Here is a 23,010-nt window from a genome sequence, read left to right as displayed (position 1 = left end):
TCGACGGCGCACCCCTGTTCGCCGAGCTGGCCCGGACCTGTCCGGACCCGCACGGGAGGCGCGCGATCCACGACAGCGCCAACGTCGTCCAGACCGACCTCCGGATGGACGTCGAGGGCGCGGTGCCGACGGAAGTGGGACGAGAGGCCGAACGCGCGGCGGATGTGTTGCGGCGACTGGGAACCACTGTCGCGCCACCGTGGCATACCGCCTACCACACCCGGTTCCTCGAACGGTACGGCACTGGGCAGGTGGTGCCGGTCCTCGATCTGCTCAACCCGGATCGTGGCCTCGGACTGCCGCGCGACGATGACAGCGCCGAGGCCAGGCCCCGGCGTGGGGACCGGCTGCTCGGCGAGCTCCTGGTGAGCGCGGTTCGGGACCGGCGCGCGGAGGTTGTTCTGGACGCCGCGCTGATCGAGGCACTCGCCAACGGCGCGCCCGAGCCGCCGGCCTCCATGGAGCTCTGCGTCGAGCTGCTGACCCGGGACTGGGACAGCTTGAACGCCAACGACTTCCTCCTCGCCATCGGCGAGTACCCGGGGCTGTCGGCGGTGGGGACCAGCGTGGGCCGGTTCGCGCACCTGTTTCCCGAGCACCGAGAGGAATTGCACCGGCTCGTCCGCACGGGCGTGCCCACGGAACGAGCGGCTCAGCTGGCTTTCCGAACCCGGGTGCCGCGGTCGGCGAATGTCACCTCGGTCCCGCAGTGGCTACCACGTCGCATCCCGATCGGCTGCGGGCCGGCGACCACCCCGGCCACCGACCTGGCCCTGGCCGATCTCGCGGTGGGGGCCACTACCGAACGTCTCTTCCTCCTGGACGCGAGCGGGACTCCGGTGGCGCCGGTTTCCTATTCGGCGCTGAACCCGCGCAGCGGGCACGTCCCGCCGACCGCGCGGTTCCTGCTCGAACTGGGCGAACTGGACACACCACGATGCCGTCCGTGGAACTGGGGCACTTTCTCCGGCGCCCCGTACGCGCCGCGTGTCCGGTCCGGCCGGACGATCCTGGCACCGGCTCGCTGGCTGCCGGAACGGCACCTGCTCGACGGTGATCGCTGGGAGAACGACCTGCGGGAGTGGCGCGACCGGTGGGATGTCCCGGCGGTCGTGCGCCTCGCGATGATGGATCACCGCATCGAGGTGGACCTGGAGGATCCCGTGCACCGTGAGGTGTTCCGCGACGAACTCCGCAAGACGCCGGGCCTTCAGGTGCAGGAGGCGTTCGCCGGGACGCACGCCTGCGAGGTGCTGATCCCACTGTACGGCCCACCGCGGCGGGACCGGCGCCCGAAGGGGTTCGCCCGGCCACGGTGCGATGTCGTCCACCTCCCCGGTGGCGAGTGGTTGTACGCCAAGCTGTACGCCAGCGACGCCGCACAGCGGCAGATCCTGGCCGACCACCTGGACTTCTCCGATGTGGACACCTGGTTCTTCGTCCGCTACGAAGACCCCGAACCCCATCTGCGCCTGCGTTTCCACGGTCGGCCGGCGGAGCTGAACGTGAGGCTTCTGCCGCGTCTGAACACCTGGGCGGCCGAGTTGCGGGCCGCCGGGCTGACCTCCGGTCTCACCGTGGACACCTATCGGCCGGAGATCGAGCGGTACGGCGCGATGGCCGAGGCTGAGGCGGTTTTCCATGCCGACAGCCAGGTCGCCATCGCCCTCCTGCGCAGGTCCGTGGAGATGACCACGGCCGCGCACAGCGTGCTCGACCTGCTCCTTGCCTTCAGGCAGCCGGACGAGCTTCTCCACGTGCTGGACACCCTGACCGGCGTGGAAGAACGGCGAGCGGTCGCACGCAAGGATGCCGATGCGCTGGCCGAGCGCCTGGAGGAGGACGAGCCCTCCTTCGTCGCGCGACGGCAGGCCGTCGACGTGTACCTGCGGGCGCTTCGATCGGCTCCGATTCACGTCGGCCTCAGTCTGGCCCACATGCACTGCAACCGGCTGTTCGGACCCGACCGCGCCAAGGAGAGCGCAGTGTACGCGCTGCTCCGGTCCGGTCTGGCGCGCAGTCTCGGCCGGAAGCGACACGGCACATGACCGAGTTGAAACGCCGCGCCGCGGACGCGGCCCAGGACATCGCGGAACGACTGCAGGAGCCGTCCGAACTCGCGGACGGCTCGTCGCTGTGGCGCGGACATCCCGGAATCGCCGTCCTCTACGCGGCGATGTCGGCGCACGACAGCTCTTGGGCCGCCGCGACCAACGCCCGCCTGACCGCGGCCAGGTCACCGACGATGACCGGAGATGCGGCGGCTGATCTCGTCCCCGCGGCGCTGATCCACCACCGGGCGCACGGCGGGTACGAAGGCCTGTTGCGCCAGGCGGGAACGGCGCTGGCGGTGCTGTGCCGATCGCGGGTAGCGGCGCAGCGCCGCGGGTGGGAGAAGGACGGCCCCGGCGTCGCGATGTCCGACTACGACGTCGTGTCCGGTCTGGCCGGACAGGGTCGAACCTTGCTCGCACTGGCCGAGCACGGGCTGGACGTGTGCGCGGAGGCCCTCACCGCGGTGCTGGGCCATCTCGTGGCCATCACCGAACCGATCATGGTGCGGGGGAAGGAAGTTCCGGGCTGGTGGTGCAGCCCCGGCACTACACCGAGGAACTCGACCGGAACCACTACCCGGACGGGGATTTCAATGTCGGGCTGGCCCACGGCATCTCCGGCCCGCTGGCCCTGCTGGCGATCGCCCACGACCGCGGATATCGCGCGGAAGGCATGGAGCCGGCCATGCGCCGCATCGTCGATTGGTTGCTGTGCGGGCGTTTCGCCGACGAACACGGGCCGCTGTGGCCGCACCGGATCGGCATCGCCGACCAGCTGGCCGGCCGAGTCGAGCCCGGTCCGACGCGAGCCGCTTGGTGCTATGGCACGGCCGGCGTGGCACACGCGCTGAACCTGGCCGGGCGCGCGCTCGACCACGCCGAAGCGATGTCCGTGGCCGGCAGCGCACTGGAGGGCGTCTTCAAGCGCCCCTGGCGCCGGGCCAACCTGAACGACACGGCGCTGTGCCACGGGATGGCCGGTCTGCTCCAGATCGTGCGCCACAGCACGAACGCCGACGGGCTCGTGCAGAAGATCGTCGAAGGTGGAACACCGGCCGGCAAGGCCGGGCTGTTGGAAGGTGCGGCCGGTGTTGGCCTCGCGTTGGCGTCCTATGCCGGAATCTGCGCCGAGTGGGACTCGGTTCTGCTCCTGTCGTGAGCGATCGGTTCACCGGGCGTGCGATGGCGCCCACAGCTGGTCGGCGTCGCCCGCTTCGAGCCTGCCGCGGTAGACGTCGATCTTGTGGTCGATCAGCTCGAGGTTGCCTCGCAGCTGCGCCAGCTGGGCCAGGACGGTGGCCCGGTGTTCTTCCAGCAGCGCCAGCCGCTCCTGCTCGTTGCCGTGCCCGGCGGACACGAGTTCGGCATAGCGCCGGATGCTCTGGATGGACATGCCGGTGGCCCGGAGCTTCGTGCAGACCACGATCCAGGTCAGGTCGCGCTGGTGATAGCGGCGCCGGCCGCTCGCCGTCCGATCCACGGTGGTGACCACCAGGCCGGCGCGTTCGTAGTAGCGCAGCGTGTGGGCGGTCACCCCGGTTCGGCGCGCCGCTTCGGCGATGGTGAGGCCCGTATCGGCATCGGTCAAGTCGGCTGACGAGCTGACTTCGAGCATGCTCTAAATCCTAGCCGCATCGTGGGCGGTCGGCCATCAGTCCCCGGACAGCTGAGCGGCCAGCCAGTTCCGGGCCTGCACCGCGGCGGCGCGATCGGCATCCGGATGACCGGGCCGATCCGGCAGCACGGCGTGCGTCGCGTGACGACCTGCGCGTACTGCTGGGTGACGCCGCGCGATGCCGGACAGGAGCCGGCCTGGCCCGGCCTCAACCAACACATACTCACCTTGTGCCAGCAGCCGGTTGAGCGCCGCCCAGAACAACACCGGCCTGGCCGGCTGCTCAGCCCAGAACTTGCCGTCCCGCAGCTCGCCCATGTCCAAGAAATCCGCGGTGTAGCCAGAACAGATCGGCATGGTCGGCGCCTCGACCGGAACGGAGTTGACGAAGTCCGCCGCTCCCAGGCTGAACTCACCCAGCAGGGGGCTGTGGAACGCCGTCTGCGCCGGTACGGGCTGACACCAGTAGCCCTGCGCACGCAACGCGGTCACCACTCGCGCCAGGGGACGGTCGAAACCGGAGAGAATGGTGTTTCGGGGGGCGTTGATCGCGGCGATCGCGACCTCGTCGTCGAGGAACGGCGCCAGCTCGTCCGGACTCGCGGCAACCGCCAGCATCCCGCCCGGCGGTGCGCCGGCCAGCCTCTCCACCCGGTCCAGCATCAGGCGGGTGGCGTCGGCCAGCGAGAAAACCCCGGCCAGGGTCGCGGCCACCACCTCGCCCGCACTGTGTCCGAGAAGCGCGCCAGGCTGCCCCGCCCAACTCCACACCAACCGCCCGACGGCGTAGTCCACCGCGAACAACAGCGGCTGCGCGCGGGTGACGTGGTCCGTCGACACCACTGGTCGATCGCTGAGCCAGTCGGCCCGGATGCGAACCCCTTCGGCTCCCATCGCGTCGAACACCTCGTCCAGTGCCGCGGCGAAAACCGGTTCGCTCGCGTAGAGCCCGGCCGCCATTCGCGGATACTGGGATCCCTGGCCCGGCAGGAGAAGTACCAGCCGAGGACAGGCAGAACGCGCTTCGGTCATGACCGACTCCAATCAGGCGTGTGAACCACCTCCACGACCGCGGCGGACCAGCTGAACCCCGCCCCGACGCTCATGAGGCAACACAGGTCGCCGGGGCGGACCGCCCCGGTGGCAACGAGGTGCTCGAACCCGGCGAACTGGTCGCCGGCGCCAAGGTGACCGACCTTCCTCGCCCATGGCCAGGTCGTGGCGTTCGGATCCAGATCGAACTTCCGGAAGTACCCCACTTCGAGGCGACGAAGCCCGAAGTGCGGAAGAACGAAGCGAGCTATGTCGTCCATGCTGACGCCCGCGCGGGCCAGCGCTTCCTTGACGGTTTGTTCCTGCACCGCACTGATTCTCGCCACCAGGTAGGACGAACTGTTCTTGGCCAGGAACGCCCGCCGGCACGCGTCGAGATCCACCGTGGTCCGATGGTCGTGGGGCAGGCGGGCAAACGGGTCGTCGCCCCGGTGCAGTTGTTCCAGCTCCGGCGCGGAGCGGGTGACCAAGCTCCTGACGCGCGCGAAGCCCCGCTTCCGGGACAGGACCAACGCCGTTCCGCCATCGGCGTAGACGGTGCCGGTGTCACTCCGCCAACGATCGAATCCCGGTAGGCAGAATCGGTCACCCGTTGTCAGGAGGGCACTGTGCCTGGCGGAATCGGCTGACAGATACGCTCCGGCCAGCTCGATCGCCGCCATACCGCCATTGGACGCCTGTCGTACTTCCATGGCCGGACAGCTGCCGCCGACGACATTCCGCTGAACATACGAGGCAGGAGCCCACAGGTCGTGACCTTGATAGAAGGCGTTCGCATGCAGGACGAGATCGATGTCGTCCGGACCGATCCCGGAACGAGCCAGCGCGGAACGGCCAGCGCGAACGGCCATTTCCGGCGCCGAATCCCGGTCCGTGACGCACACCGAGATCATCCCGGTCAGTTTCAGCAGTGCCCGGTCACACCGGCCGTCGGCCGCGGCTTCTTCCGCGGTGACGGCCGGCGGCAGCCAGCTGGCACATCCCGCGATCCAGAGGTCCGAGTTGTCCACGGCACGCCCGCTACGAGGCTGGTGCGCGCAACGCCAGTTTTTTGTTGACGAGCTCGACGAACGACGCCAGGTTCCGGATCTCGGCCAGTTCGCCCTCGTCCACGGCGACGCCGTAGCTCTTCTCAACCTCGGCGGATGCGGCCATGAGAGCCAGTGAGTCGTATCCCAGCTCGTCGAAATCGGTAGTGGCGACAGCGTCGTTGGCGATCAGATTCTCATCCTCACCAGCGCACTTTCGCATGATCTCGACCAGATCCTCCAGAGTGATGTCGACCATCACGCACTCCCCGTTCGTCAGCTCGGTAGGCAACACGGCAGGTCGCCGCAATAACGTCGCGCCGACCGGACATGCTTTCCTCGCCCCGTCAGGTCGACACTTTCCGATGCTAGGGAAGCGAACTCAGGGGCACCTAAAGCCGTGCTCTAGCAGGACCGGGGCGAGCGCCAAGCGCTCGCCCCGGCACCTGTCCGCCGGGCCCCGGCTTTCGCCGGGGCCCGGCGGAATGGACCCGCACCACACTGCGCATCACCATCGAGATCGCCGGCTGGGAGGGGGTTCGCCGTGATCCCGCGCAGGTGGGCGGTGGAACGCCAGTCGCTCAGGCCGGCATCACTTCACGACGCATCCTCGGAAAGCCAGAAGCCCAGGTTGGGCTTGTACGCGCCGACCGACCGCTCGGCCGAAGGATCCGCCTGATGAAAAGGGTCGGCATTGAGCGCATCCCACACCGCGTCCTCGGTCTCCGCGCTCATGATGGCGATACCGCCACTGCCGTCGACCATCGGACCGGCCACGGCGAGGACACCGTCGCTCACCAGTTTTTCCATGTAGGCAATGTGTTCCTCATGCACCGGGTCGATCTTCTCGTGGTCGTAGCGGGTCCGTACGAGATACCAGGACATCCGTTACCTCTTTCTCCTGTCGACAACCATCCGGACTCAACGGGTGGCCCCCACCTGCCGCTCTCCCGCCCGGTCCACTTCTTCGAACAACGCCGCCGCGCGCTCGGCGGTACGGCGGGCGCCCGCGCTGGTGCTCACGATGCCCAACACGACGATGGTCACCCCGAGTCCGATGGCCAGCCACCACATGCCGTGCTCGGCCGTCGTGAACGCGGTTCCCTTGTCCCCCACCGCGGAACTGACCGTCACGCCGGCGATCGCGACCCCCAGCGTGGTCCCGGTCTGCCGGCCGACCGACGCGATCGACGCGGCCACGCCGGCCATCGAACGCGGCATTCCGGATACCGCGGTATTGGTGATCGGCGCCGCGCTCGTCGCGATCGACAGGCCGAACAGCAGGTAGATCGCGAGCACGGCCACCAACGGGGTGGTCGGGGTCAGCCACAGCGACGCCAGGCCACCGAGCGCCAGTGCGGCGCCCGAGACGAGCAGCGGTCCAAGCGGGCCACGCGATCCGACCACGCGGCCCGAGATCGGGGACACCACGACGATCACGGCGCCCGCCGGGAGCAGGCTCAACCCGGCCGTGACCGCGGTCATGCCTCGGACCTCTTCGAGGTACTGCGTCGTCAGGAACAGGAACGAGCCGAATCCGCACAGCGCCGCCAGGGCGATCACCAGCGCCGACGTGAACGGCACACTGCGGAAAAGACGTAGCTCCAGCAACGGATCGGTGCGGCGGGGCTCGTACACGATCAGGCCCACCATCGCCACCACCGCCACGGCGAGCAGGCTGAGGATGGTCGGCGACGTCCACCCGAGCCGGGCGGACTCAATGGTCGCGTAGACCACCGCACCCAGCAGGATGACCATCAGGACCTGGCCGACCGGGTCGAACCGGCGGGCGCGCTCGGCGCGGGATTCCGGCACGAACAGCGCGGCGCCCACGATCGCGACGGCCACGATCGGCACGTTGATCCAGAACACCGACTGCCAGTTGACGCCGTCGACCAGCGCGCCACCGAGGGTCGGCCCCAGCGCCAGGGAAAGGCCCGCCGTGGCGCCGAACACGCCGATGGCTTTGGCCCGCTGGGCGGGAGTGGGGAACGTGGTGGCGATGATGGCCATCGCGACGGGGTTGAGCATCGTGCCGCCAACGGCCTGCACCGCCCTGGCCGCGATCAGCCAGCCGACGGTGGGGGACAGTGCGCACAGAATCGAGCCGATTCCGAAGGCGGCCAAGCCGATCTGGAAGACGCGCTTGCGGCCGAACCGGTCCGCGGTGGCGCCGGCCAGCACCAGGAAGCCGGCCAGTACCAGGGTGTACGCATCAACCGTCCATTGTAGACTCGCTTCGCTGGCGTGCAGGTCGCTGCGGATCGCGGGAAGCGCGACCGTGACGATGGAGATGTCCATCGTCACCACGACCATGCTGGCGCAGCAGATCAGCAGCACCAGCAGCTGTCGACGTCGGGTGAGTTCTGGCACGGAGTTCTCCTCAGTTTCCCGGTCCTCGGCCGGTTACGCTAGGTCTTAGAGCGCGCTCTAAGTCAAGTCCGACGCCGACCCGTCGCACTGAATCACCGGCACCGGGTAGAGCCCCGGTTGAGCCGGCATCGAGAGAGCGAGCCCAGACTCCTCGTGCATCGGGATTCGATTTCCCGCACCTGGCCTCCGTAGCGAAGGATGCATCTATGCGCGGCAAGATGAATCGCCGAGTGGTCATTACCGGAGTGGGTGTCCGAGCACCAGGCTCGCTGGGCAAGGACGCGTTCTGGGAATTGCTCTCCGCCGGGCGGACGGCGACCAGGCGCATTACCTTCTTCGACCCCTCGCCGTACCGTTCCCAGGTCGCCGCCGAGGTGGATTTCGACGCGCCGGCCGAAGGGCTGAGCCCCCGCGAGATTCGGAGAATGGACCGCGCGACGCAGCTTGCCGTGGTGTGCGCCCGCGACGCGATGAACGACAGCGGACTCGGCGAAACGGCCGACCCGCACCGCGTCGGCGTCAGCCTCGGCTCGGCGATCGCGTCGTCGACCAGCCTCGAACGTGAGTACCTCGTGCTGTCGGATTCCGGGAAACGCTGGACGATGTCGACGGATCAGCTCACGCCGCAGATGTTCGACTACATGGTGCCCAGCATCATGCCCGCCGAGGTGGCCTGGGCGGTCGACGCCGAGGGGCCGGTCGTGATGATGTCCGCCGGGTGCACCTCGGGCATGGACTCCGTCGGGCACGGCGCCGCGCTGATCCGTGAAGGCAGCGCGGACGTGGTCGTCGCCGGCGCCACGGATGCCCCGATCACGCCCATCACGGTCGCCAGCTTCGACGCGATCAGGGCGACGACCAACTACAACGACACGCCGGGACAGGCTTCCCGGCCGTTCGACGGCACCCGCAACGGCTTCGTGCTGGCCGAGGGCGCTGCCATGTTCGTGCTGGAGGAGTTGACCGCCGCCCGCCGTCGCGGTGCGCACATCTACGCCGAGGTCGCCGGCTTCGCCAACAGGTGCAACGCCTACCACATGACCGGACTCAAGATCGACGGCCGCGAGATGGCGGAAGCCATTCGGGCGGCGCTGGACAAGGCGAAATTGAACCCCGATTCCGTCGACTACATCAACGCGCACGGTTCCGGCACCAAGCAGAATGACCGGCACGAGACCGCCGCATTCAAACGCAGCCTCGGCGAGCACGCGTATCGCACGCCGGTCAGTTCGATCAAATCGATGGTCGGGCACTCACTGGGCGCCATCGGCTCGGTGGAGATCGCGGCCTGTGTGCTGGCGATGGAGAACCAGGCCGTGCCGCCGACGGCGAACCTGCATTCCGCGGACCCGGAGTGCGATCTGGACTACGTGCCGGTGGAGGCCCGCGAGCACAAAGTGGACACGGTGCTGACCGTCGGCAGCGGGTTCGGCGGATTCCAGAGTGCGATGGTATTGACAAGGGGGACCGCCTGATGCGTTCGTCAAGCATGAAAGGCAGGGCGGCATGAGTGTCATCACCGGACTGGGCGTGATCGCGCCGAACGGACTCGGCCTCAAGGAATTCTGGACAGCGACGTTGTCCGGCCGCAGTGGAATCACCGAGCTGGACCGGTTCGACACGTCCGACTACCCGGCACGGCTGGCCGGGCTGGTGCGCGATCTCGACAGCGCGAAACACCTGCCCGGCCGGCTGCTGCCGCAGACCGACGTCTCCACGAGGCTCGCACTCATCGCCGCCCAGTGGGCGCTGGAGGATGCCGAAGTCGACACGGCCGAACTTGCCGACTACGACATGAGTGTCGTGACGGCCAACGCGTCCGGTGGTTTCGAGTTCGCCCACCGCGAGTTCAAGAAGCTGTGGGCGCAAGGACCCGAGCACATCAGCGTGTACGAGTCGTTCGCGTGGTTCTATGCCGTGAACACCGGTCAGATCTCCATCCGGCACGGCATGCGCGGTCCCGGCAGCGCACTTGTCGCGGAGCAGGCGGGCGGCCTGTACGCGCTGGGCCAGGCCGCCCGGACGATTCGCAACGACGTGCCGTTGGTCGTCTGCGGCGGGCTCGACTCCGCTTTCGACCCATGGGGCTGGCTGTCCCACCTCTCGAGCGGCCAGGTCAGCCTCGACCCGGACCCCGCGACCGCGTACCGCCCGTTCGACGTCGGTGCGTCCGGCTACATCCCCGGCGAGGGCGGTGCGATCTGCATCGTGGAGAGCCCGGAGTCGGCGCGGGCCCGCGGCGTGCGGGCATACGGAGAACTCGCCGGCTATGCGGCCACGTTCGACCCGCATCCCGACCGCGGCGGACCGCCGGGACTGCGCCGCGCCGCCGAACTCGCACTGGTCGATGCCGGCATCGACGTCGGCGATGTGGATGTGGTCTTCGCTGACGGGGCCGGCCTGCCGAAACTCGACCGGGCTGAGGCTCTGACGTTGCGAGAGCTGTTCGGGACCCGCGGCGTGCCGGTCACCGTGCCGAAGGCGTTGACCGGCCGGCTGCTGTCCGGCGGCGGCATGCTCGACGTCGTCACCGCGCTGATGAGCATCCAGGAAGGCGTCATTCCGCCGACCTCAGGCACTGCGGTCGTGCCCGACGACTACGGGATCGACCTGGTGACGGGCGAAGCACGACCGGCGGCCGTGCGCAACGCCCTCGTCCTCGCCCGTGGCCGCTGGGGGTTCAACGCCGCCGTCGTCGTCCGTGGCGTCCAGAACGGACGCTGACGAACCCGGAGGGATATGCCCGTCGATGCCGCCTACGAGCTCCGCTCGTAGGCGGCATCGCAGCTCGTGCCCTGTGCGACGGTCGAGGGCGCGTAGGTGCGGCCTAGCGGGCTGCTCTCGACACGCCCGTCCCGGCCTGGCAGATGCGGGTCGGCCGCGCGGCGAGGCGCCAACCGTTCGGGTTGGTCCTTCCGCGCGGCCTCTCACCGCACCGGATACGGGGGTCTCCCGTTCATCCGGCTCTTCGGGAACCGTTGTGTGAGCCGTCCGACTTGCCGCCTGCTCTGGTGGGATTGCCACCGCGCAGGCATCGCTCGCCACACTCACACACGGCCGCCCCAGGACTCGCTTCCCACGGGCGTCCCGTGTTCGCGAACTCCTCGGGCGGAACACCTAACGGGCGAGGCGGAAACCGATGCGCAGGTTCTCCACCTGGGGGACCGCCACCCTCGTCCTCGGCCGCGGCACCTCGAGCAGCGTCAAGTCCGTGTACCGGGTGAGCACCGTGTGGAACACCACCTCGGCCTGGAGGTTCGCCAGCCGCCAACCCAGGCAGAAATGCGTGCCGAGGCCATAGGACATCAGCGCGCTGCCGGTCCGGGTGACGTCGAACCGGTCCGGATCGGGAAACCGCTCCGGGTCGCGGTTGGCGGCCGCGATCATCACCATCACGCGCGCGTCCGCCGGGATCGTGACGCCGCCGACCTCCACCGGCGACGTCGTGGTCCTGGGGATCATGTGCGCGGCCGGCGCGTACCGCAGCACCTCGTCGATCGCACCGCCCAGCAGGGAAAGGTCCGCCCGCACCAGATCAGCCTGGTCGGGGTGGTTGATCAGCTGGTGCACCCCGTTGGTCAGGAAGAACGTCGTCGTCTCGCTGCCGGCGGCGATGATCATGTGGCACAGCTGCACGAGCTCCGCGAACTCCAGCGGCCCGCCCTCGTCGTCGGCATCGATCAGCGCGGACAGCAGATCGTCGGCGCGGGCACGCTGCCGCGAGCGTACGAGGGAACCGAAGTACCCATCGAGCGCCGCCGCCGCCTCGTTGGCCGTACGCAGCTCCGAGTCGGTCATGCCCACCTCGAAGATCCGCTGGAAGTCCCGGATCCACTCCCGCAGCATGGCCCCGTCCTCGTCCGGGACGCCGATGAGGCCGGCCACCACGCTGAACGCCAGCGGGAAGAACACCAGGTTGCAGATGTCTCCCCCGCCCGCCTCCTCCAGCGGACGCATGAGCGAGTCGAACCTGCGCTCGATGACCTTCCGGTGTTCCCGCACCCGTTTCGGGGTGAACGCGCGATTCACGATGCGGCGCAGTCGTGTGTGGTCCGGCGGGTTCATCCACAGCATGTTCGCGGCCAGCTTCCGCAATGCGTGGTGCTGTTCCCACTGCCCGCTGAACCGCCCACCCATCCACGTGTGGACGTTCTTGTCGACGTGCTTGCTGCGCAGGAAGTTGTCGACATCGTCGTGACGGGTGAGCACCCAGTTTCCCAAGGTGCTCCAGTGCACCGGCGCCGACTCCCTGATCCGGCGGTACCGCGAGAACGGATCCGCCAGCCCTTCCGGCGAGAACAGCAGCTCGGCCAGCGCCTCGTTGGCGGCGTGCTCCTGCTGCCCGGCCACGGCCGTCATCAGATCTTCCTCGCGCTCAGGATCCCCTGCGCCGACCAGGAGTCCGCCGGCATGTCCGCGGGGTTCTGGGCGATCGCCCGCGTGACCTCGAAGCCACACTCCTCGAGCCACGCGCGATACGTCGACAGCTTCTGCGGACCGCCCTTGCCCATGGCACAGCCGAGGAAGAACGCCGGAAAGAAGTCGACGCTGTACGAGTCCCTGATGTCTTCCGGATACACCGGGACGAGAATGTGGACGAGCGAGCCGACCTCGACCGCGTCCCGGACACCCTTGAATATGGCGAGGACTTCGCTCCGGTCGAACATGTCGATGAAGTGCTTGATCAGGACGACGTCGAAACCGGAGGGCACGCCTTCGAAGACGTCACCGCCGATGAACCCGCACTGGCCGTCGAGGCCGTGCTCGCGGAAGTTCCGCAGTGCCGCGTCCTGCTTCTCCGGCAGGTCGAACGTGGTCACGTGCAACCCGCTCGACCCCTTCAGCTTGTGCGTCAGGATCGCGCCGAGGCCGGTGTTCCCGGCGAGGTCGAGCACCCGCGAGCCCGGCGGGATGTCGACGTTCTCGAAGAACCACGGATCGATGTGCGCGGTGTACATGTCCATCGTCTTGCCCCACGACTCGAACAGCTCCTCGTGCTCGAGCGCGGCGTCGTAGACGTTCCCGTCGAAGCCGTAGAACTCCTTGAGACCAACGGGAACCGCGGCGCGGACGCTCTCGGTCAGGTAGTAGCCCTGGCGCAGCATCAGCACCTTGATGAGGCGAGAGATCGACAGGACCCGATTGAGGTCGACATCGGCCACCTCCGCGAGCCCGCCGAGCGCGTAGGTCCCTGTCGTCTCGTCGTAGGCAAGGAAGTCGTCCTTGACCAGGAGGTACAGAAGTTGCTGCACGGCATCCGGCTTGACGCCGGCGACCGCCGCGAGCTGCTCCGCGGTCTGCGGCGGGGCGTCCCGCAGCGCGTCGACCAAGCCGAGTTCGAAGCAGGACACCAGGGTCATGAACCTCGACGGCCCGACCAGGTACTCGCGGAACCGGGTGAGGATGGCCTCTGCGGTCATCGGTCCTCCATTCAGTCAGTCCTGATCGGGTGCGCCGGTGGCGCGGATGCGCGGTCCGAGGAGTCGCAGGCCGAGTCCGGGAACGTCCGGGAACGAGTTCGGGTCGTCGCCCTGGGCGGCGAAGAAGTGCTCAAGGCCGCCGGGGCTGCAGATGGTGAGCACGGTGACCTCGGAGGCGTCCGCGTTGGCGAAGGCGTGCGGGGTGCCGCCGGGCGCCCAGGCCAGGTGCCGAGGGCCGAGAACGTGGCGCTGCTCGCCCAACTGGATCTCCAGCTGCCCGTCGATGACGTAGAACGCCTCGGCGAAGTCGTGCGCGTGCAGGAACGGCCCGGACTGCCACGGTTTGAGCGTCCACTCGAGCAGGCTCAGATTGCCGCCGCTGTCCTCGGCGAGGAGCTTGAACGGGATGTCGCCCGGGGATTTCGGGCGGTACTCGGAAGGCGTGAGGATGAGAGGTTTCACGGTTGCCTCGAATCGGACTCGGCTGGTCGTTCCGCCGTGTTGACGGCGACCACGTGGAAGGGGAACCGGCCGCGCCATCGCTTCGCGTACTCGGCCAGTGCCGGGTGCGCGAACAGCTTCCGCATGGCTTCGACGTCGGCGCAGCGGATCTGCACCAGCGCCGAAGCCACGAACGCCGACTGGCTGACGGCACTCGGCACGGACACGGCCGGCCAGTGCCGGTAGGACTGGGCGAAGCCGGAGCCGAGCACCACCTCGGCGCCGTCCGCGAAGAACCGGGCACGGTCCACTTCGGACATGTCGTCCGGGAACGACACGACCAGGGTGTGCGTCACCATGGGGCCCGCTCCCGCAGATCGGCGGTGAACCGGTGGTAGTTTCCGTTCTGGAGCACCACCATGAGGTCCAGCAGCTTCGCGCGGTTCCCGGTCACCGCCAGCCGCCCGGTGACGAACGCCGTCGCGGCGTGCAGCTCGCCGGACTCGAAGGCCAGCAGGTCGCGATAGCTAGCGCGAACCGCCAGATCGCTGTCCGCGAGCGAGCCACGGCCGGCCTCCACGATCGCGCCCCGCTCGACGACCAGGTGGTAGTCCACGTCGCCGTTGGGCGTGCCGATGGCGTGGAACTGGACCCGGACGTGGACATGCGGGATCTCCGCCTGCTCCGAGCGGTTCGGCCGGCCGAGTTCGTCGAGGTACGCGTCGGACAGGAATTCCACCGCGGTCATGGGATGACGGTCTCCACGACGTGCAGCAGCGGCCCGGCCGGCGTGACGCCCACGACACGCAGTCCGGCGCGCTCGGCCAGCGCGGTCACGCCGGCCCTGGTGTGCCGCTTGCCATTGGTGTTGAGCAGCAATAGCAGATCGACACCGGTCGCGTAGCGGATCTCCGGGCTGTCGTCGATCAGGTTCGTGATCACCAGCACCCGGCTGCCGGGGTGTCCGGCGCGGGTGGCGTTGCGCAGGGCGGTCACCGTCAGCTCGTCGTCCCACTCGAGAACACTCTTGAACTGGTACACATCCGCGTCGACCGGTATCTCGTGCAGGCAGTCACCGGCGACGACCTGCGACCGCGCGGCCAGCGTGCCGTCGGGACGCAGCCGAGGGTCCGGCGACGCGATCGCGGCCGGCAGGTCGACGAGCGTCCCGTGCAGATGCGGATGCCGCTCCAGGATGGCCGCCAGTGTGTAGCCGGTGCCACCGCCGACGTCGGCGAAAGTCTTGGCGTCCGCCAGATTCAGCGTGTCGGCGATCGCCGCCGACGTGAGCCTGCTCAGCTCGATCTGGGATCGGTTGAACGTCTCCGTCGACTCCGGCCACTCCTTGTGCAGGTGCGCGAAGAAGTTGTCACCGAAACGCTCGTCGAAGTGCCCGCGCCCGGTGCGAAGCGCCTGTTCGAGGTCCGGCCACAGTTGCCACACCCACGGCTCGGTGGCCCACAGCACCCAGTTCTTCAACCGCTGCGGGTGGTCCTCGCGCAGCAGCCTGGACGCCGGCGTGTGCACGATGCCTTCGTCGGTCTGGTCGAACAGGTCATAACACCGCAGATTCCGCAGTACCCGCGCCAGGATCGCCGCATCGACGTCCAGCGTCTTCGCCAGCTCTGCGACCGGGACAGGTGCGTCGCCGAGCGCGTCGGCAACGCCGACCCGGACAACGGCCCGCAGACCGGCCGAGGCGGCCGCCGCGAGCGCCAGCTCCCGCAACGTCGTGATGGGCAGGTTGTCCCCGCTGTCGGGCTGAACGGCGGGCATCAGGCACGACTCCCGACGGTCTGCGCGCGCTTCTCGGACTCGTCGCGCACGGCGGTGAGGTCGGCGTGGCTGTTGTTCTCGACCGCCGCCCGCAACAGCCGGGTGGCCTCTTCCTGGCTGGGCACCTTCTCCGTGGGCCTGGCGGCGAAGTCGTGCGTGATGACCAGCTGGGTACGCTGGTCGTCGAGGGGAAGCGCACGCCACTCGCCGCCCATGTGCTTCACGATCGCGGCGGTTTCCAGCTGACGGTAGGCAATGGTCCGGTTCGGCCGGTCGATATCGCGGCGGCTGACCCAGCTCTGCGTCTGCCCGCTCACATCCACCACCAGACGCACGATCTGGTGCGTCTCGCTCTCCTCCAGGATCGTCACCGACTCGGTGGGCGGGAACAGCTCGGCATAGCCCATGACGTCGGCCAGCACCTCGAAGACCACGTCGACGGGCGCGTCCACCGTCATGGTGTGCTCGGTGTGGAACATGCCGTCCTCCTTCTCCGCACCGGGAAGCAGCGTCTCGTGATTCGCGTAGGCGGCTTCGTAGTTGAGCTTCCCTCGCCACTTCGCGACGAAGTCATGAACCGGTGCCGATTCGGAGAACTTCCGCAGCGTCGGGATGTCGACGCAGGAGACCTGCGCGACATGCGTTGCCGTCATCCCCTTGGCCCGCTCGTCCGCCGGCAGCAGCACGTGCTGCTGCCAGCCGAAGCCCGCGACCAGGCCGGAGTCGACCGCCAGCGACTGCAGTCCGGCGAAGAAATCACGGATGTCACTCTCGTCGTTTTCCGGGGGAAAACGGTACAGCAGCGTGTGAACGATCATGTCTTTCCCCTACACGTCGCCATCTGGTCCATGCGGTCGAATCGTGGCCGCCACTGCTAGAACGGCTCTCAAGGGCCGCTCGCTGGAGGTCAGGTTGAGCACGGCTCGAGGGCGGCGACGTAACTTCGGCGGAGTCCACGGATAAAACGAGGAGAATCCATGACGGACCTGCCACAGACTCCTTCCCTCTTCGAGCGGCTCGGAGGAATCTTCGGTATCGCACATTTTCTTGACATCCTGGGCGACCGACTCTACGAAAACGACACGCTCAACCAGAACCCCGCCGTGCTGCGGCTGCACAACGAAAAGGGCCGACCCGGCTTCAAGTTCACGCTCATGGCATGGATGATTCAGGAAACCGGCGGCCCCAAGGTGTATCCGGGGGCGGACATGCGAACCGCGCACGCCAACATGACCGTCAGCGACTACGAGTACGACGTGGTGCTGATCGAGCTGGCCGCCGTGCTGACCAACTGCGGCGTGCCGCAGCAGGAGCACAAGGATCTCATCACGCTGCTGGAAGGCTTTCGCGACGACATCCGGGCCGGCTCTGCGGCGTCCGCCTGACCCCGGCCCGAAACACGATCGTGCGCCGACCTGGTCGCCCGCGCGACGTCGCGTATCGCGGCACCGACACGAGAAAGCGTCCACCGTGCCCAGATTGACGATCATCATCGCCGCCACCCGGCCAGGACGAGCCGGATTGCCGATCGCGGAGTGGTTCGCCGCGCTGGCCGGCGCGCACGGCGAATTCGACGTCGCCGTCGCGGACCTCGCGAAAATCGACCTCCCACTGCTGGACGAGCCGAATCACCCGCGGGCAAGACAGTACACCCAGGAACACACGTTCCGGTGGAGCGAAATCGTCGACGCGTCGAACGCGTTCGTTATCGTCACTCCGGAGTACAACCACAGTTATCCGGCGACGATCAAGAACGCGCTCGACTACCTGCACCAGGAATGGAACGGAAAGCCCGTCGGATTCGTCTCCTACGGCGGTGTCGCCGGCGGCACCCGAGCGGTGCAGCATCTCAAGCAGGTCGTTCTCCCGCTGCGGATGAAGCCGATATTCGAAAGCGTCAGCATCCCGTTCCACTTTCAGCGGATCTCCGACGGGACGCTGCGGTCCGACCGGACACTGGACGACGCGGCCGAGGCAATGCTGAACGAGCTGGCCGCCCACACGCCGGCTGGCGAAGCACCGGCCCACTCGCCCAACGGCGCCGCCCACAACTCCCATCGGTTGTGAGTGCGGCACACATCTGCCGCGGCCGGCGGGGAGCATCGAGCTCCTCGCCGGCCGCGGCTTTTCCTTACGCCTCCTCGACGATCGCGACCACGCGCGTCCAGCCCGCGCCGAGCCCGGCGAGCTTGACCGGGAAGCACGCGATGGTGAAACCCGTGGCAGCGGGCAGCTCGTCGAGGTGCGCGAGCTTCTCCAACTGGCAGTACGGCTTTTCCCGACCGTAGAGGTGGGCCGGCCAGAGCACGGAGTTGTCGCCCTCCGCGCGGTAGTCCGCCAGCATCGAGGCGAACGGCCGATCGAAGCCCCATGCGTCGATGCCGATCACCCGGGCGCCGCGCTCGACGAGCCACGCCGTGGCCTCGCGCGTCATCCCCGGATGGTCCGTGCGGTAGGCCTCGGTCCCCCACAGTCGATCCGCACCGGTCCACAGCAGCGGGATGTCACCGGGACGCAACTCGTGCTGGGTCTTCGCCACCGCGTCCTCGATGTCGGCGACCGTGATCCCCACGCCCGGTGGAACATGCCGGAGGTCCAGCCGAACCCCGGGCGCGTAACACCATTCCAACGGAATCTCGTCGATGGCGGCCGCGGGGCGGCCACCGCTGCGCAGCCCGTAGTGCAACGGGGCGTCCATGTGCGTGCCGGTGTGCGTGGTGAGAGTGACCGTCTCGTTCGAGATCGCCTCTCCTTCGGGAAAGTCCTCGGGCCGCAGGCCGAGCGCGGCCGGGGCCGAAGCATGGTCGAGGACGCTGACCTCGACCGGCGTTGCCTCGCTCGGACCATCCACAGTGGCCACACAGAGATCGATGATCCGCATGGTCGCAATCCCCTTACCCAGACGATTTCACTCGAAGCTAGCGGCGGCGTCTCAACGCTGCCTGCACCGCCGCTCAACCCGCGCGGCGAAGGCATTCGAGTGCCGTTCGAGACCGCTGCGCCACGATGTCGACGTCGATCAACACCGGGAGTGAGCATGCTGTCTGAAAAGGACCTCGTCGGAGCCTGGCGACTCAGGGCCCACTACTACCTTGAAGACGACGGCGCCGTCGCCGAAGGGCCGATGGGCGAGAAGGCGGCGGGCATTCTGATCTACCACGAGTGCGGATACATGGCCGCCAGCCTGATGCGCACCGAGCCCGCGACGGACGGCGCCACCTTTCTCGGCTCGGCCGCCGACTATCTCGGGTACTCGGGACGCTGGCGCCTGCGCGGTGACGAGGTCGTCCACGACGTCTCCATCGGATCCCAGTCCCGCGTCGTGAACACCGAACAGGTCAGGGAAATCACCCTGGCCGACGGCGTGCTGAGCCTGCGGCGCCGGCTCGACGGCCCGCACGACTGGGTCGTCATGGACTGGCTGCGCGCGTGACCTCGCACGCCGGCCGAGCGGCACGTCGTCCACGGCGAGACGCGCCACCCGGCCGGTCCACTACTGACCGACGAGGATCTCGTGGTGGACCTTGCGCACCTCGGACGAAGGCTCCAGGCCCAACTCCTTGTTCAGGGTGCTGCGCAGTTCGCGGTAGACGCAGAGCGCCTCGCCCCGCCGCCCGGAGCCGTGCAGAGCCTGCATGAGGCGTAGATGGAAGACCTCATGCAGCGGGTAGACGGCCACCAGCGACCGGAGTTCACCGACGATCTCCACGTGGCGGTCGCTGGCCAGATCGGCCTCGATGCGCAGCGAGATCGCCTCGAGCCGCTGTTCCTCCAGGAACGCCGACAGCCCGCGCAGCCGCGGGCCGGTGGTGACGTCGGCCGGCATGGACCCGCGCCAGAGCTCCAGACATTCGCGCAGCATCTCGGCGCCGCAGCCGAAGCGGTTCTCCCGAAGCGCGGCCCGACCGTCCTCGATGAGGTTCTGGAACCGGAAGAGGTCGATGTTCTCGCGCGGTACCGACAGCACGTAGCCGTCCGGGTCGGTGGCCAGCAGCTGCCGGCCCTGCGGTGACTGCGAGCTGTGCACGAACAGCTTGCGCAGCTGGTAGATGTAGGTCTGCACGATGGTTCGGACGCTCTGCGGCGGCCCTGCCGGCCAGAGTTCGTCGATCAGCTGGTCGGTCCGCATCGTCGTGCCGGCGTTGGCGGCCAGCAGCACCAGGACCTGTCGCAGCTTGGTCGCGGTGATCCTGTGATGGTGCTCGGTGTCGTCCGACTCCCGAGCCATGGGCACGATTTCCAGCTTGCCGAGCAGGTTGATGTGGACGTGCGCATCATGCATCAAACGAATCCCCCCAAAAGGATCTTCGCCGCAGGAGAAGCGCACTCGCGGCGATCAATCGGTATTCAGAAATTCCAGCGAGCCACTGCCGTCGAGCTATTCACGTCAGCCAGCCTCGAACTGTCGATAATTGACTGTCACATACGGTCGAGGTGGGCGTCAAGCGCAATTGAGAAGAGTGCCGGCGCTTCAGTAATAGATGGCGATCGCTCGTCGAAGACGGTCTTGAACTCCGACATCGCGCGTCCCCGAACGGTGTTTCAGCTCGCCGACGCCCGGTCCCGCCGAGCCCACGCCTGCCGCAGCCCAGAGAGCCGATCAAGACCATCGAGGACCAGCTCGTGGTCCACGCCGAAATCGATGAGGCAGGCGATTTCGTCGACCCCCGCATCGGCCACGTCGGCACAGATCTCCAGGCAGTCGCCGACGCTGCCGAAGAGCCCGTTGCCGAGGAAATATCGGTCGAATGCGACATCGACGAGAAATCGTCGATCCTCGTCGGTGAGCGCGGCCAGGTCGTCCGCCGCGCCCGGCTCGCCGGAGCGGTCGACCGCCCGCGCGATCAGATCGAACGAGCTCAGCAGGTACCGACTGAACGGCTCGCGCACGATCTCCTTCACCGACTCCCGATCCGCACCGACAAAGGTATGGATCATGAGGGCGACATGGCCGGGCCCGGCGTGCCCGGCGTCGCGTCGCGCGGCGCGGTAGACATCGATCTTCTCGCCGATCGCCGAGATCTCCTGGCCGAGCAGATGGGTGAGCACGCCCGCGCCGATCCGGCCGGCGGCGGCGAACGACTCGATGCCGCCACTGGTCGTCAGCCACGTCGGCAGCTCGGCCTGCACCGGCCGTGGATGGATCCGGACCTCGACCGGATTGCCGTTCCCGTCGGGCACGGTCACCGACTCACCGCGCCACAGCCGCCGCACCCGCGCCAGCACGGCCTGGGTGTCGGCGCGGCGATCCTGGAAGCGACCAGGGCTGAACACGAAGTCCCCGGCATGCCAGCCGGAGGCGAAGGCGATCCCCGCACGCCCCCCGGAGAGGTTGTCGACGACGGACCACTCCTCGGCGATCCGGATCGGGTTGTGCAGCGGCGCGACGACGCTGCCGGCCCGGATCGCCACCCGCTCGGTCACCGCGGCGACCGCCGCCCCGGTCACCGCCGGGTTCGGGTAGATGCCGCCGAACTCGTGGAAGTGCCGCTCGGGCGTCCAGACCGCCGAGAATCCGTTCTCGTCGGCGAACGTGGCGCCCTTGATCAGGAGGTCGTATCCCCGCCGGTCGGCGTTGGCGAAGTAGAACAGGCCGAAGTCCATCAGCGCGTACCGTCTCCCATGGCCACCCGCAGGCTCTCCGGTCGCATGTCCGTCCAGTGCTGGTCCACGTATTCCAGGCACTCCGCGCGGCCGCTCTCACCGAACGCGACCCGCCAGCCGGACGGGATCGGCGCGAACGTGGGCCACAGCGAATACTGCTGTTCGTCGTTCACCAGTACGAAGAACCGGCCGTTCTCGTTGTCGAACGGATTGTTGTTCAATGGGACACAACTCCTGCAATAGAGGCCCGTGCGTAGGACACCGCACAGAGAGCGACCTACGACGGGCACGCGGCATCACATCGGGCGGACGCAAGGCTGTTCGCTCGCGGAGATTCCGCGGTCGAACCTCCGGGCAACGGACACACACGAATGTCGGGAGGTTCACGCCGATACCACTCCCACGGTAAGGATGCTATCGCCTCATCGTGTTGTGGTCGAGACCTCGACGGCCGATATCCGCAGCGCCGCTCGGAACGCCTCGGCGTTCTGCGGCACGAGAACTGCGGCGACGATGGCGACCGCCGGGCCGAGTCCGAGCATGACGAACCCGGCGTCGTAGGACCAGTGGTCGACGACCAGGCCGAACAGGTACGGGACGACGATGCCGGCCGCCTGTGCGCCAATCATGATCACGCCGGCCGCCACGCCGAGCGACGCGGCGGGCAAGGCGCGCAACGGAACCGACAACGAGGCCATCGAACAGAGCCCCAGCACGGCATACAGCACCGTCAGCAGCCCGATGAACTGCGCGACCGACGTCATCGCCGGCAGCAGCAACTCAAGGACGCCGACGAAAACCATGGCAGGCAACACAATCACCCGCGGCCGGCCGCCGAGACGGTCCGCGAGGCGCCCACCGAGCACGATGGTCACCGCGGCCACCAGGGTCGGCAGCGTCATCAGCAGGGCGGCGGAACCGACGTCCACCCCGCGTCGCTCCTCCAGGTAGCTGGGAATCCACGTGGTGAGCCCCCACGCCACCGTGTTGTATCCGAACGAGATGGCGGCGCAGCCGATGATCGCCGGGGCGCGGATGAGCGTCCACGGTGACGGCGCGACGCCGACGCTCTCCATCAGGGCCGGCGACGACGGACGAGGCATCCATCGCGTCCAGGCCAGTGCCACCAGGAGACCGAGGCCGGAGATCGCGAGGAACAGGCCACGCCACCCGACGGTCGGGAGCAGCCACGCGGCGATCAGGCCGGCCAGCAGCACGCCGCCGGCATTCGCCGAGTTGACCCAACTGTTGGCGGTGGTCCGCAGTCCGGGCGGACTGCGCTCGGCCAGCGCCTTGACCGCGGCGGCCGGAAACGTCCCCTGCGCGACACCGAACACACAGCGGATCACCACCAGCGCACCGAGAGACCAGGCCAGCGCGGTGAGTCCGGCGCAGACCGACCAGGCGAGCATGGCGAAGACACAGATCCGCCATGCGCCGAACCGGTCGGCGAGCAGCCCTCCCGGCACCTGCACCACGGCGTAGGCCACGAAGAACACCGACACCACCAGCCCGCGATCGGCGTGGTCGAGGTGGAGGTCCGTGCCGATCTGCGGCAGCGCGTTGCTGATGACGAGGCGGTCGATGAAGTCGACCGCATAGGCGGCGAACAGCAGGACGACGGTCGTCCAGACGCTGCGGGTCAT

The 23,010-nt window shown here is 68.2% G+C and carries 25 protein-coding genes; 7 read left to right on the top strand and 18 right to left on the bottom strand.

Annotated features, from left to right (window positions below; translation table 11 throughout):
* Positions 1 to 104: 104 nt before the first annotated feature.
* Both M3Q35_RS00500 and M3Q35_RS00495 read left to right on the top strand, forming a co-directional pair.
* Positions 105 to 2,048: a lantibiotic dehydratase gene (locus tag M3Q35_RS00500; protein ID WP_273939535.1), complete on the top strand. Its 1,944-nt coding sequence runs from the start codon at positions 105 to 107 to the stop codon at positions 2,046 to 2,048.
* A gap of 535 nt (positions 2,049 to 2,583) precedes the next feature.
* Entirely contained in the window at positions 2,584 to 3,213 is a 630-nt protein-coding gene (locus tag M3Q35_RS00495) for a lanthionine synthetase LanC family protein (protein WP_273939534.1), read from the top strand.
* A gap of 9 nt (positions 3,214 to 3,222) precedes the next feature.
* Here M3Q35_RS00495 and M3Q35_RS00490 read toward each other — a convergent pair whose 3' ends face one another.
* The 6 genes from M3Q35_RS00490 to M3Q35_RS00465 all read right to left on the bottom strand — a co-directional run bounded on the left by M3Q35_RS00490 (position 3,223) and on the right by M3Q35_RS00465 (position 8,123).
* Positions 3,223 to 3,669: a MerR family transcriptional regulator gene (locus M3Q35_RS00490; protein ID WP_273939533.1), complete on the bottom strand. Its 447-nt coding sequence runs from the start codon at positions 3,667 to 3,669 to the stop codon at positions 3,223 to 3,225.
* A gap of 36 nt (positions 3,670 to 3,705) precedes the next feature.
* On the bottom strand, positions 3,706 to 4,701 hold the full coding sequence (locus M3Q35_RS00485; protein WP_273939532.1) for an acyltransferase domain-containing protein: 996 nt from the start codon (positions 4,699 to 4,701) through the stop codon (positions 3,706 to 3,708).
* Entirely contained in the window at positions 4,698 to 5,732 is a 1,035-nt protein-coding gene (locus M3Q35_RS00480; protein WP_273939531.1) for a ketoacyl-ACP synthase III family protein, read from the bottom strand. Before M3Q35_RS00480 ends, M3Q35_RS00485 begins: the two co-directional genes overlap by 4 nt.
* Positions 5,733 to 5,742: 10 nt before the next feature.
* Positions 5,743 to 6,009 carry an acyl carrier protein gene (locus M3Q35_RS00475; RefSeq protein WP_273939530.1) on the bottom strand — a complete coding sequence of 89 codons (267 nt, stop codon included), beginning with the start codon at positions 6,007 to 6,009 and terminating at the stop codon, positions 5,743 to 5,745.
* 338 nt (positions 6,010 to 6,347) lie between these two features.
* The gene (locus M3Q35_RS00470; RefSeq protein ID WP_273939528.1) at positions 6,348 to 6,635 is read right to left on the bottom strand and encodes a YciI family protein; all 288 of its coding nucleotides are present in this window, start codon (positions 6,633 to 6,635) and stop codon (positions 6,348 to 6,350) included.
* Positions 6,636 to 6,671: 36 nt separating this feature from the next.
* Entirely contained in the window at positions 6,672 to 8,123 is a 1,452-nt protein-coding gene (locus M3Q35_RS00465) for a DHA2 family efflux MFS transporter permease subunit (RefSeq protein ID WP_273939526.1), read from the bottom strand.
* Positions 8,124 to 8,341: 218 nt separating this feature from the next.
* Here M3Q35_RS00465 and M3Q35_RS00460 point away from each other — a divergent pair, with 218 nt between their 5' ends.
* Together M3Q35_RS00460 and M3Q35_RS00455 are read left to right on the top strand one after the other, a co-directional pair.
* On the top strand, positions 8,342 to 9,598 hold the full coding sequence (locus M3Q35_RS00460; RefSeq protein ID WP_273944749.1) for a beta-ketoacyl-[acyl-carrier-protein] synthase family protein: 1,257 nt from the start codon (positions 8,342 to 8,344) through the stop codon (positions 9,596 to 9,598).
* 31 nt (positions 9,599 to 9,629) lie between these two features.
* A complete protein-coding gene (locus tag M3Q35_RS00455) occupies positions 9,630 to 10,847 on the top strand; it encodes a ketosynthase chain-length factor (protein WP_273939525.1) in 1,218 nt (405 codons plus the stop codon).
* A gap of 393 nt (positions 10,848 to 11,240) precedes the next feature.
* On the opposite strand, the gene M3Q35_RS00450 is transcribed toward M3Q35_RS00455, so the two are convergent.
* The 7 genes from M3Q35_RS00450 to M3Q35_RS00420 are packed head-to-tail and all read right to left on the bottom strand — an operon-like array spanning position 11,241 to position 16,578.
* The gene (locus tag M3Q35_RS00450; protein WP_273939524.1) at positions 11,241 to 12,482 is read right to left on the bottom strand and encodes a cytochrome P450; all 1,242 of its coding nucleotides are present in this window, start codon (positions 12,480 to 12,482) and stop codon (positions 11,241 to 11,243) included.
* Positions 12,482 to 13,543: a methyltransferase gene (locus M3Q35_RS00445; RefSeq protein WP_273939523.1), complete on the bottom strand. Its 1,062-nt coding sequence runs from the start codon at positions 13,541 to 13,543 to the stop codon at positions 12,482 to 12,484. The genes M3Q35_RS00450 and M3Q35_RS00445 overlap by 1 nt, the downstream gene beginning before the upstream one ends.
* A gap of 15 nt (positions 13,544 to 13,558) precedes the next feature.
* Positions 13,559 to 14,005 carry a cupin domain-containing protein gene (locus M3Q35_RS00440; protein WP_273939522.1) on the bottom strand — a complete coding sequence of 149 codons (447 nt, stop codon included), beginning with the start codon at positions 14,003 to 14,005 and terminating at the stop codon, positions 13,559 to 13,561.
* Positions 14,002 to 14,343, bottom strand: coding sequence for a hypothetical protein (locus M3Q35_RS00435; RefSeq protein WP_273939520.1), 342 nt, complete (start codon positions 14,341 to 14,343; stop codon positions 14,002 to 14,004). Before M3Q35_RS00435 ends, M3Q35_RS00440 begins: the two co-directional genes overlap by 4 nt.
* The gene (locus tag M3Q35_RS00430; protein ID WP_273939519.1) at positions 14,337 to 14,732 is read right to left on the bottom strand and encodes an SCP2 sterol-binding domain-containing protein; all 396 of its coding nucleotides are present in this window, start codon (positions 14,730 to 14,732) and stop codon (positions 14,337 to 14,339) included. Before M3Q35_RS00430 ends, M3Q35_RS00435 begins: the two co-directional genes overlap by 7 nt.
* Positions 14,729 to 15,760, bottom strand: coding sequence for a methyltransferase (locus tag M3Q35_RS00425; protein ID WP_273939517.1), 1,032 nt, complete (start codon positions 15,758 to 15,760; stop codon positions 14,729 to 14,731). The genes M3Q35_RS00430 and M3Q35_RS00425 overlap by 4 nt, the downstream gene beginning before the upstream one ends.
* Positions 15,760 to 16,578, bottom strand: a complete 819-nt coding sequence (locus M3Q35_RS00420) for an aromatase/cyclase (protein ID WP_273939516.1) — start codon at positions 16,576 to 16,578, stop codon at positions 15,760 to 15,762. Before M3Q35_RS00420 ends, M3Q35_RS00425 begins: the two co-directional genes overlap by 1 nt.
* 159 nt (positions 16,579 to 16,737) lie before the next feature.
* On the opposite strand from M3Q35_RS00420, the gene M3Q35_RS00415 reads away from it, so the two are divergent.
* Complete coding sequence (locus M3Q35_RS00415) at positions 16,738 to 17,145, top strand: group I truncated hemoglobin (RefSeq protein WP_273939515.1); 408 nt, start codon at positions 16,738 to 16,740, stop codon at positions 17,143 to 17,145.
* Positions 17,146 to 17,239: 94 nt separating this feature from the next.
* A complete protein-coding gene (locus M3Q35_RS00410) occupies positions 17,240 to 17,827 on the top strand; it encodes an NADPH-dependent FMN reductase (RefSeq protein WP_379793778.1) in 588 nt (195 codons plus the stop codon).
* Between the two features lie 64 nt (positions 17,828 to 17,891).
* Here M3Q35_RS00410 and M3Q35_RS00405 read toward each other — a convergent pair whose 3' ends face one another.
* On the bottom strand, positions 17,892 to 18,641 hold the full coding sequence (locus tag M3Q35_RS00405) for a cyclase family protein (protein WP_273939512.1): 750 nt from the start codon (positions 18,639 to 18,641) through the stop codon (positions 17,892 to 17,894).
* 156 nt (positions 18,642 to 18,797) lie between these two features.
* Between M3Q35_RS00405 and M3Q35_RS00400 the strand changes: the two genes are divergently transcribed.
* Entirely contained in the window at positions 18,798 to 19,193 is a 396-nt protein-coding gene (locus M3Q35_RS00400) for a lipocalin-like domain-containing protein (RefSeq protein ID WP_273939511.1), read from the top strand.
* A gap of 60 nt (positions 19,194 to 19,253) precedes the next feature.
* Here the strand turns inward: M3Q35_RS00400 and M3Q35_RS00395 are convergent, their stop codons facing one another.
* The 4 genes from M3Q35_RS00395 to M3Q35_RS00380 all read right to left on the bottom strand — a co-directional run bounded on the left by M3Q35_RS00395 (position 19,254) and on the right by M3Q35_RS00380 (position 23,010).
* Entirely contained in the window at positions 19,254 to 20,042 is a 789-nt protein-coding gene (locus M3Q35_RS00395; RefSeq protein ID WP_273939510.1) for an AfsR/SARP family transcriptional regulator, read from the bottom strand.
* A gap of 260 nt (positions 20,043 to 20,302) precedes the next feature.
* Positions 20,303 to 21,364, bottom strand: coding sequence for a MupA/Atu3671 family FMN-dependent luciferase-like monooxygenase (locus M3Q35_RS00390; RefSeq protein WP_273939509.1), 1,062 nt, complete (start codon positions 21,362 to 21,364; stop codon positions 20,303 to 20,305).
* Entirely contained in the window at positions 21,364 to 21,585 is a 222-nt protein-coding gene (locus M3Q35_RS00385) for an MbtH family protein (protein ID WP_273939508.1), read from the bottom strand. Before M3Q35_RS00385 ends, M3Q35_RS00390 begins: the two co-directional genes overlap by 1 nt.
* 201 nt (positions 21,586 to 21,786) lie before the next feature.
* The gene (locus tag M3Q35_RS00380) at positions 21,787 to 23,010 is read right to left on the bottom strand and encodes an MFS transporter (RefSeq protein ID WP_273939507.1); all 1,224 of its coding nucleotides are present in this window, start codon (positions 23,008 to 23,010) and stop codon (positions 21,787 to 21,789) included.

Origin of the sequence: Kutzneria chonburiensis, assembly GCF_028622115.1 — a bacterium.
Taxonomy (GTDB): domain Bacteria; phylum Actinomycetota; class Actinomycetes; order Mycobacteriales; family Pseudonocardiaceae; genus Kutzneria; species Kutzneria chonburiensis.
Note: the sequence above shows the minus strand (reverse complement) of the source record. Positions and strands in the feature narration are given on the sequence as shown.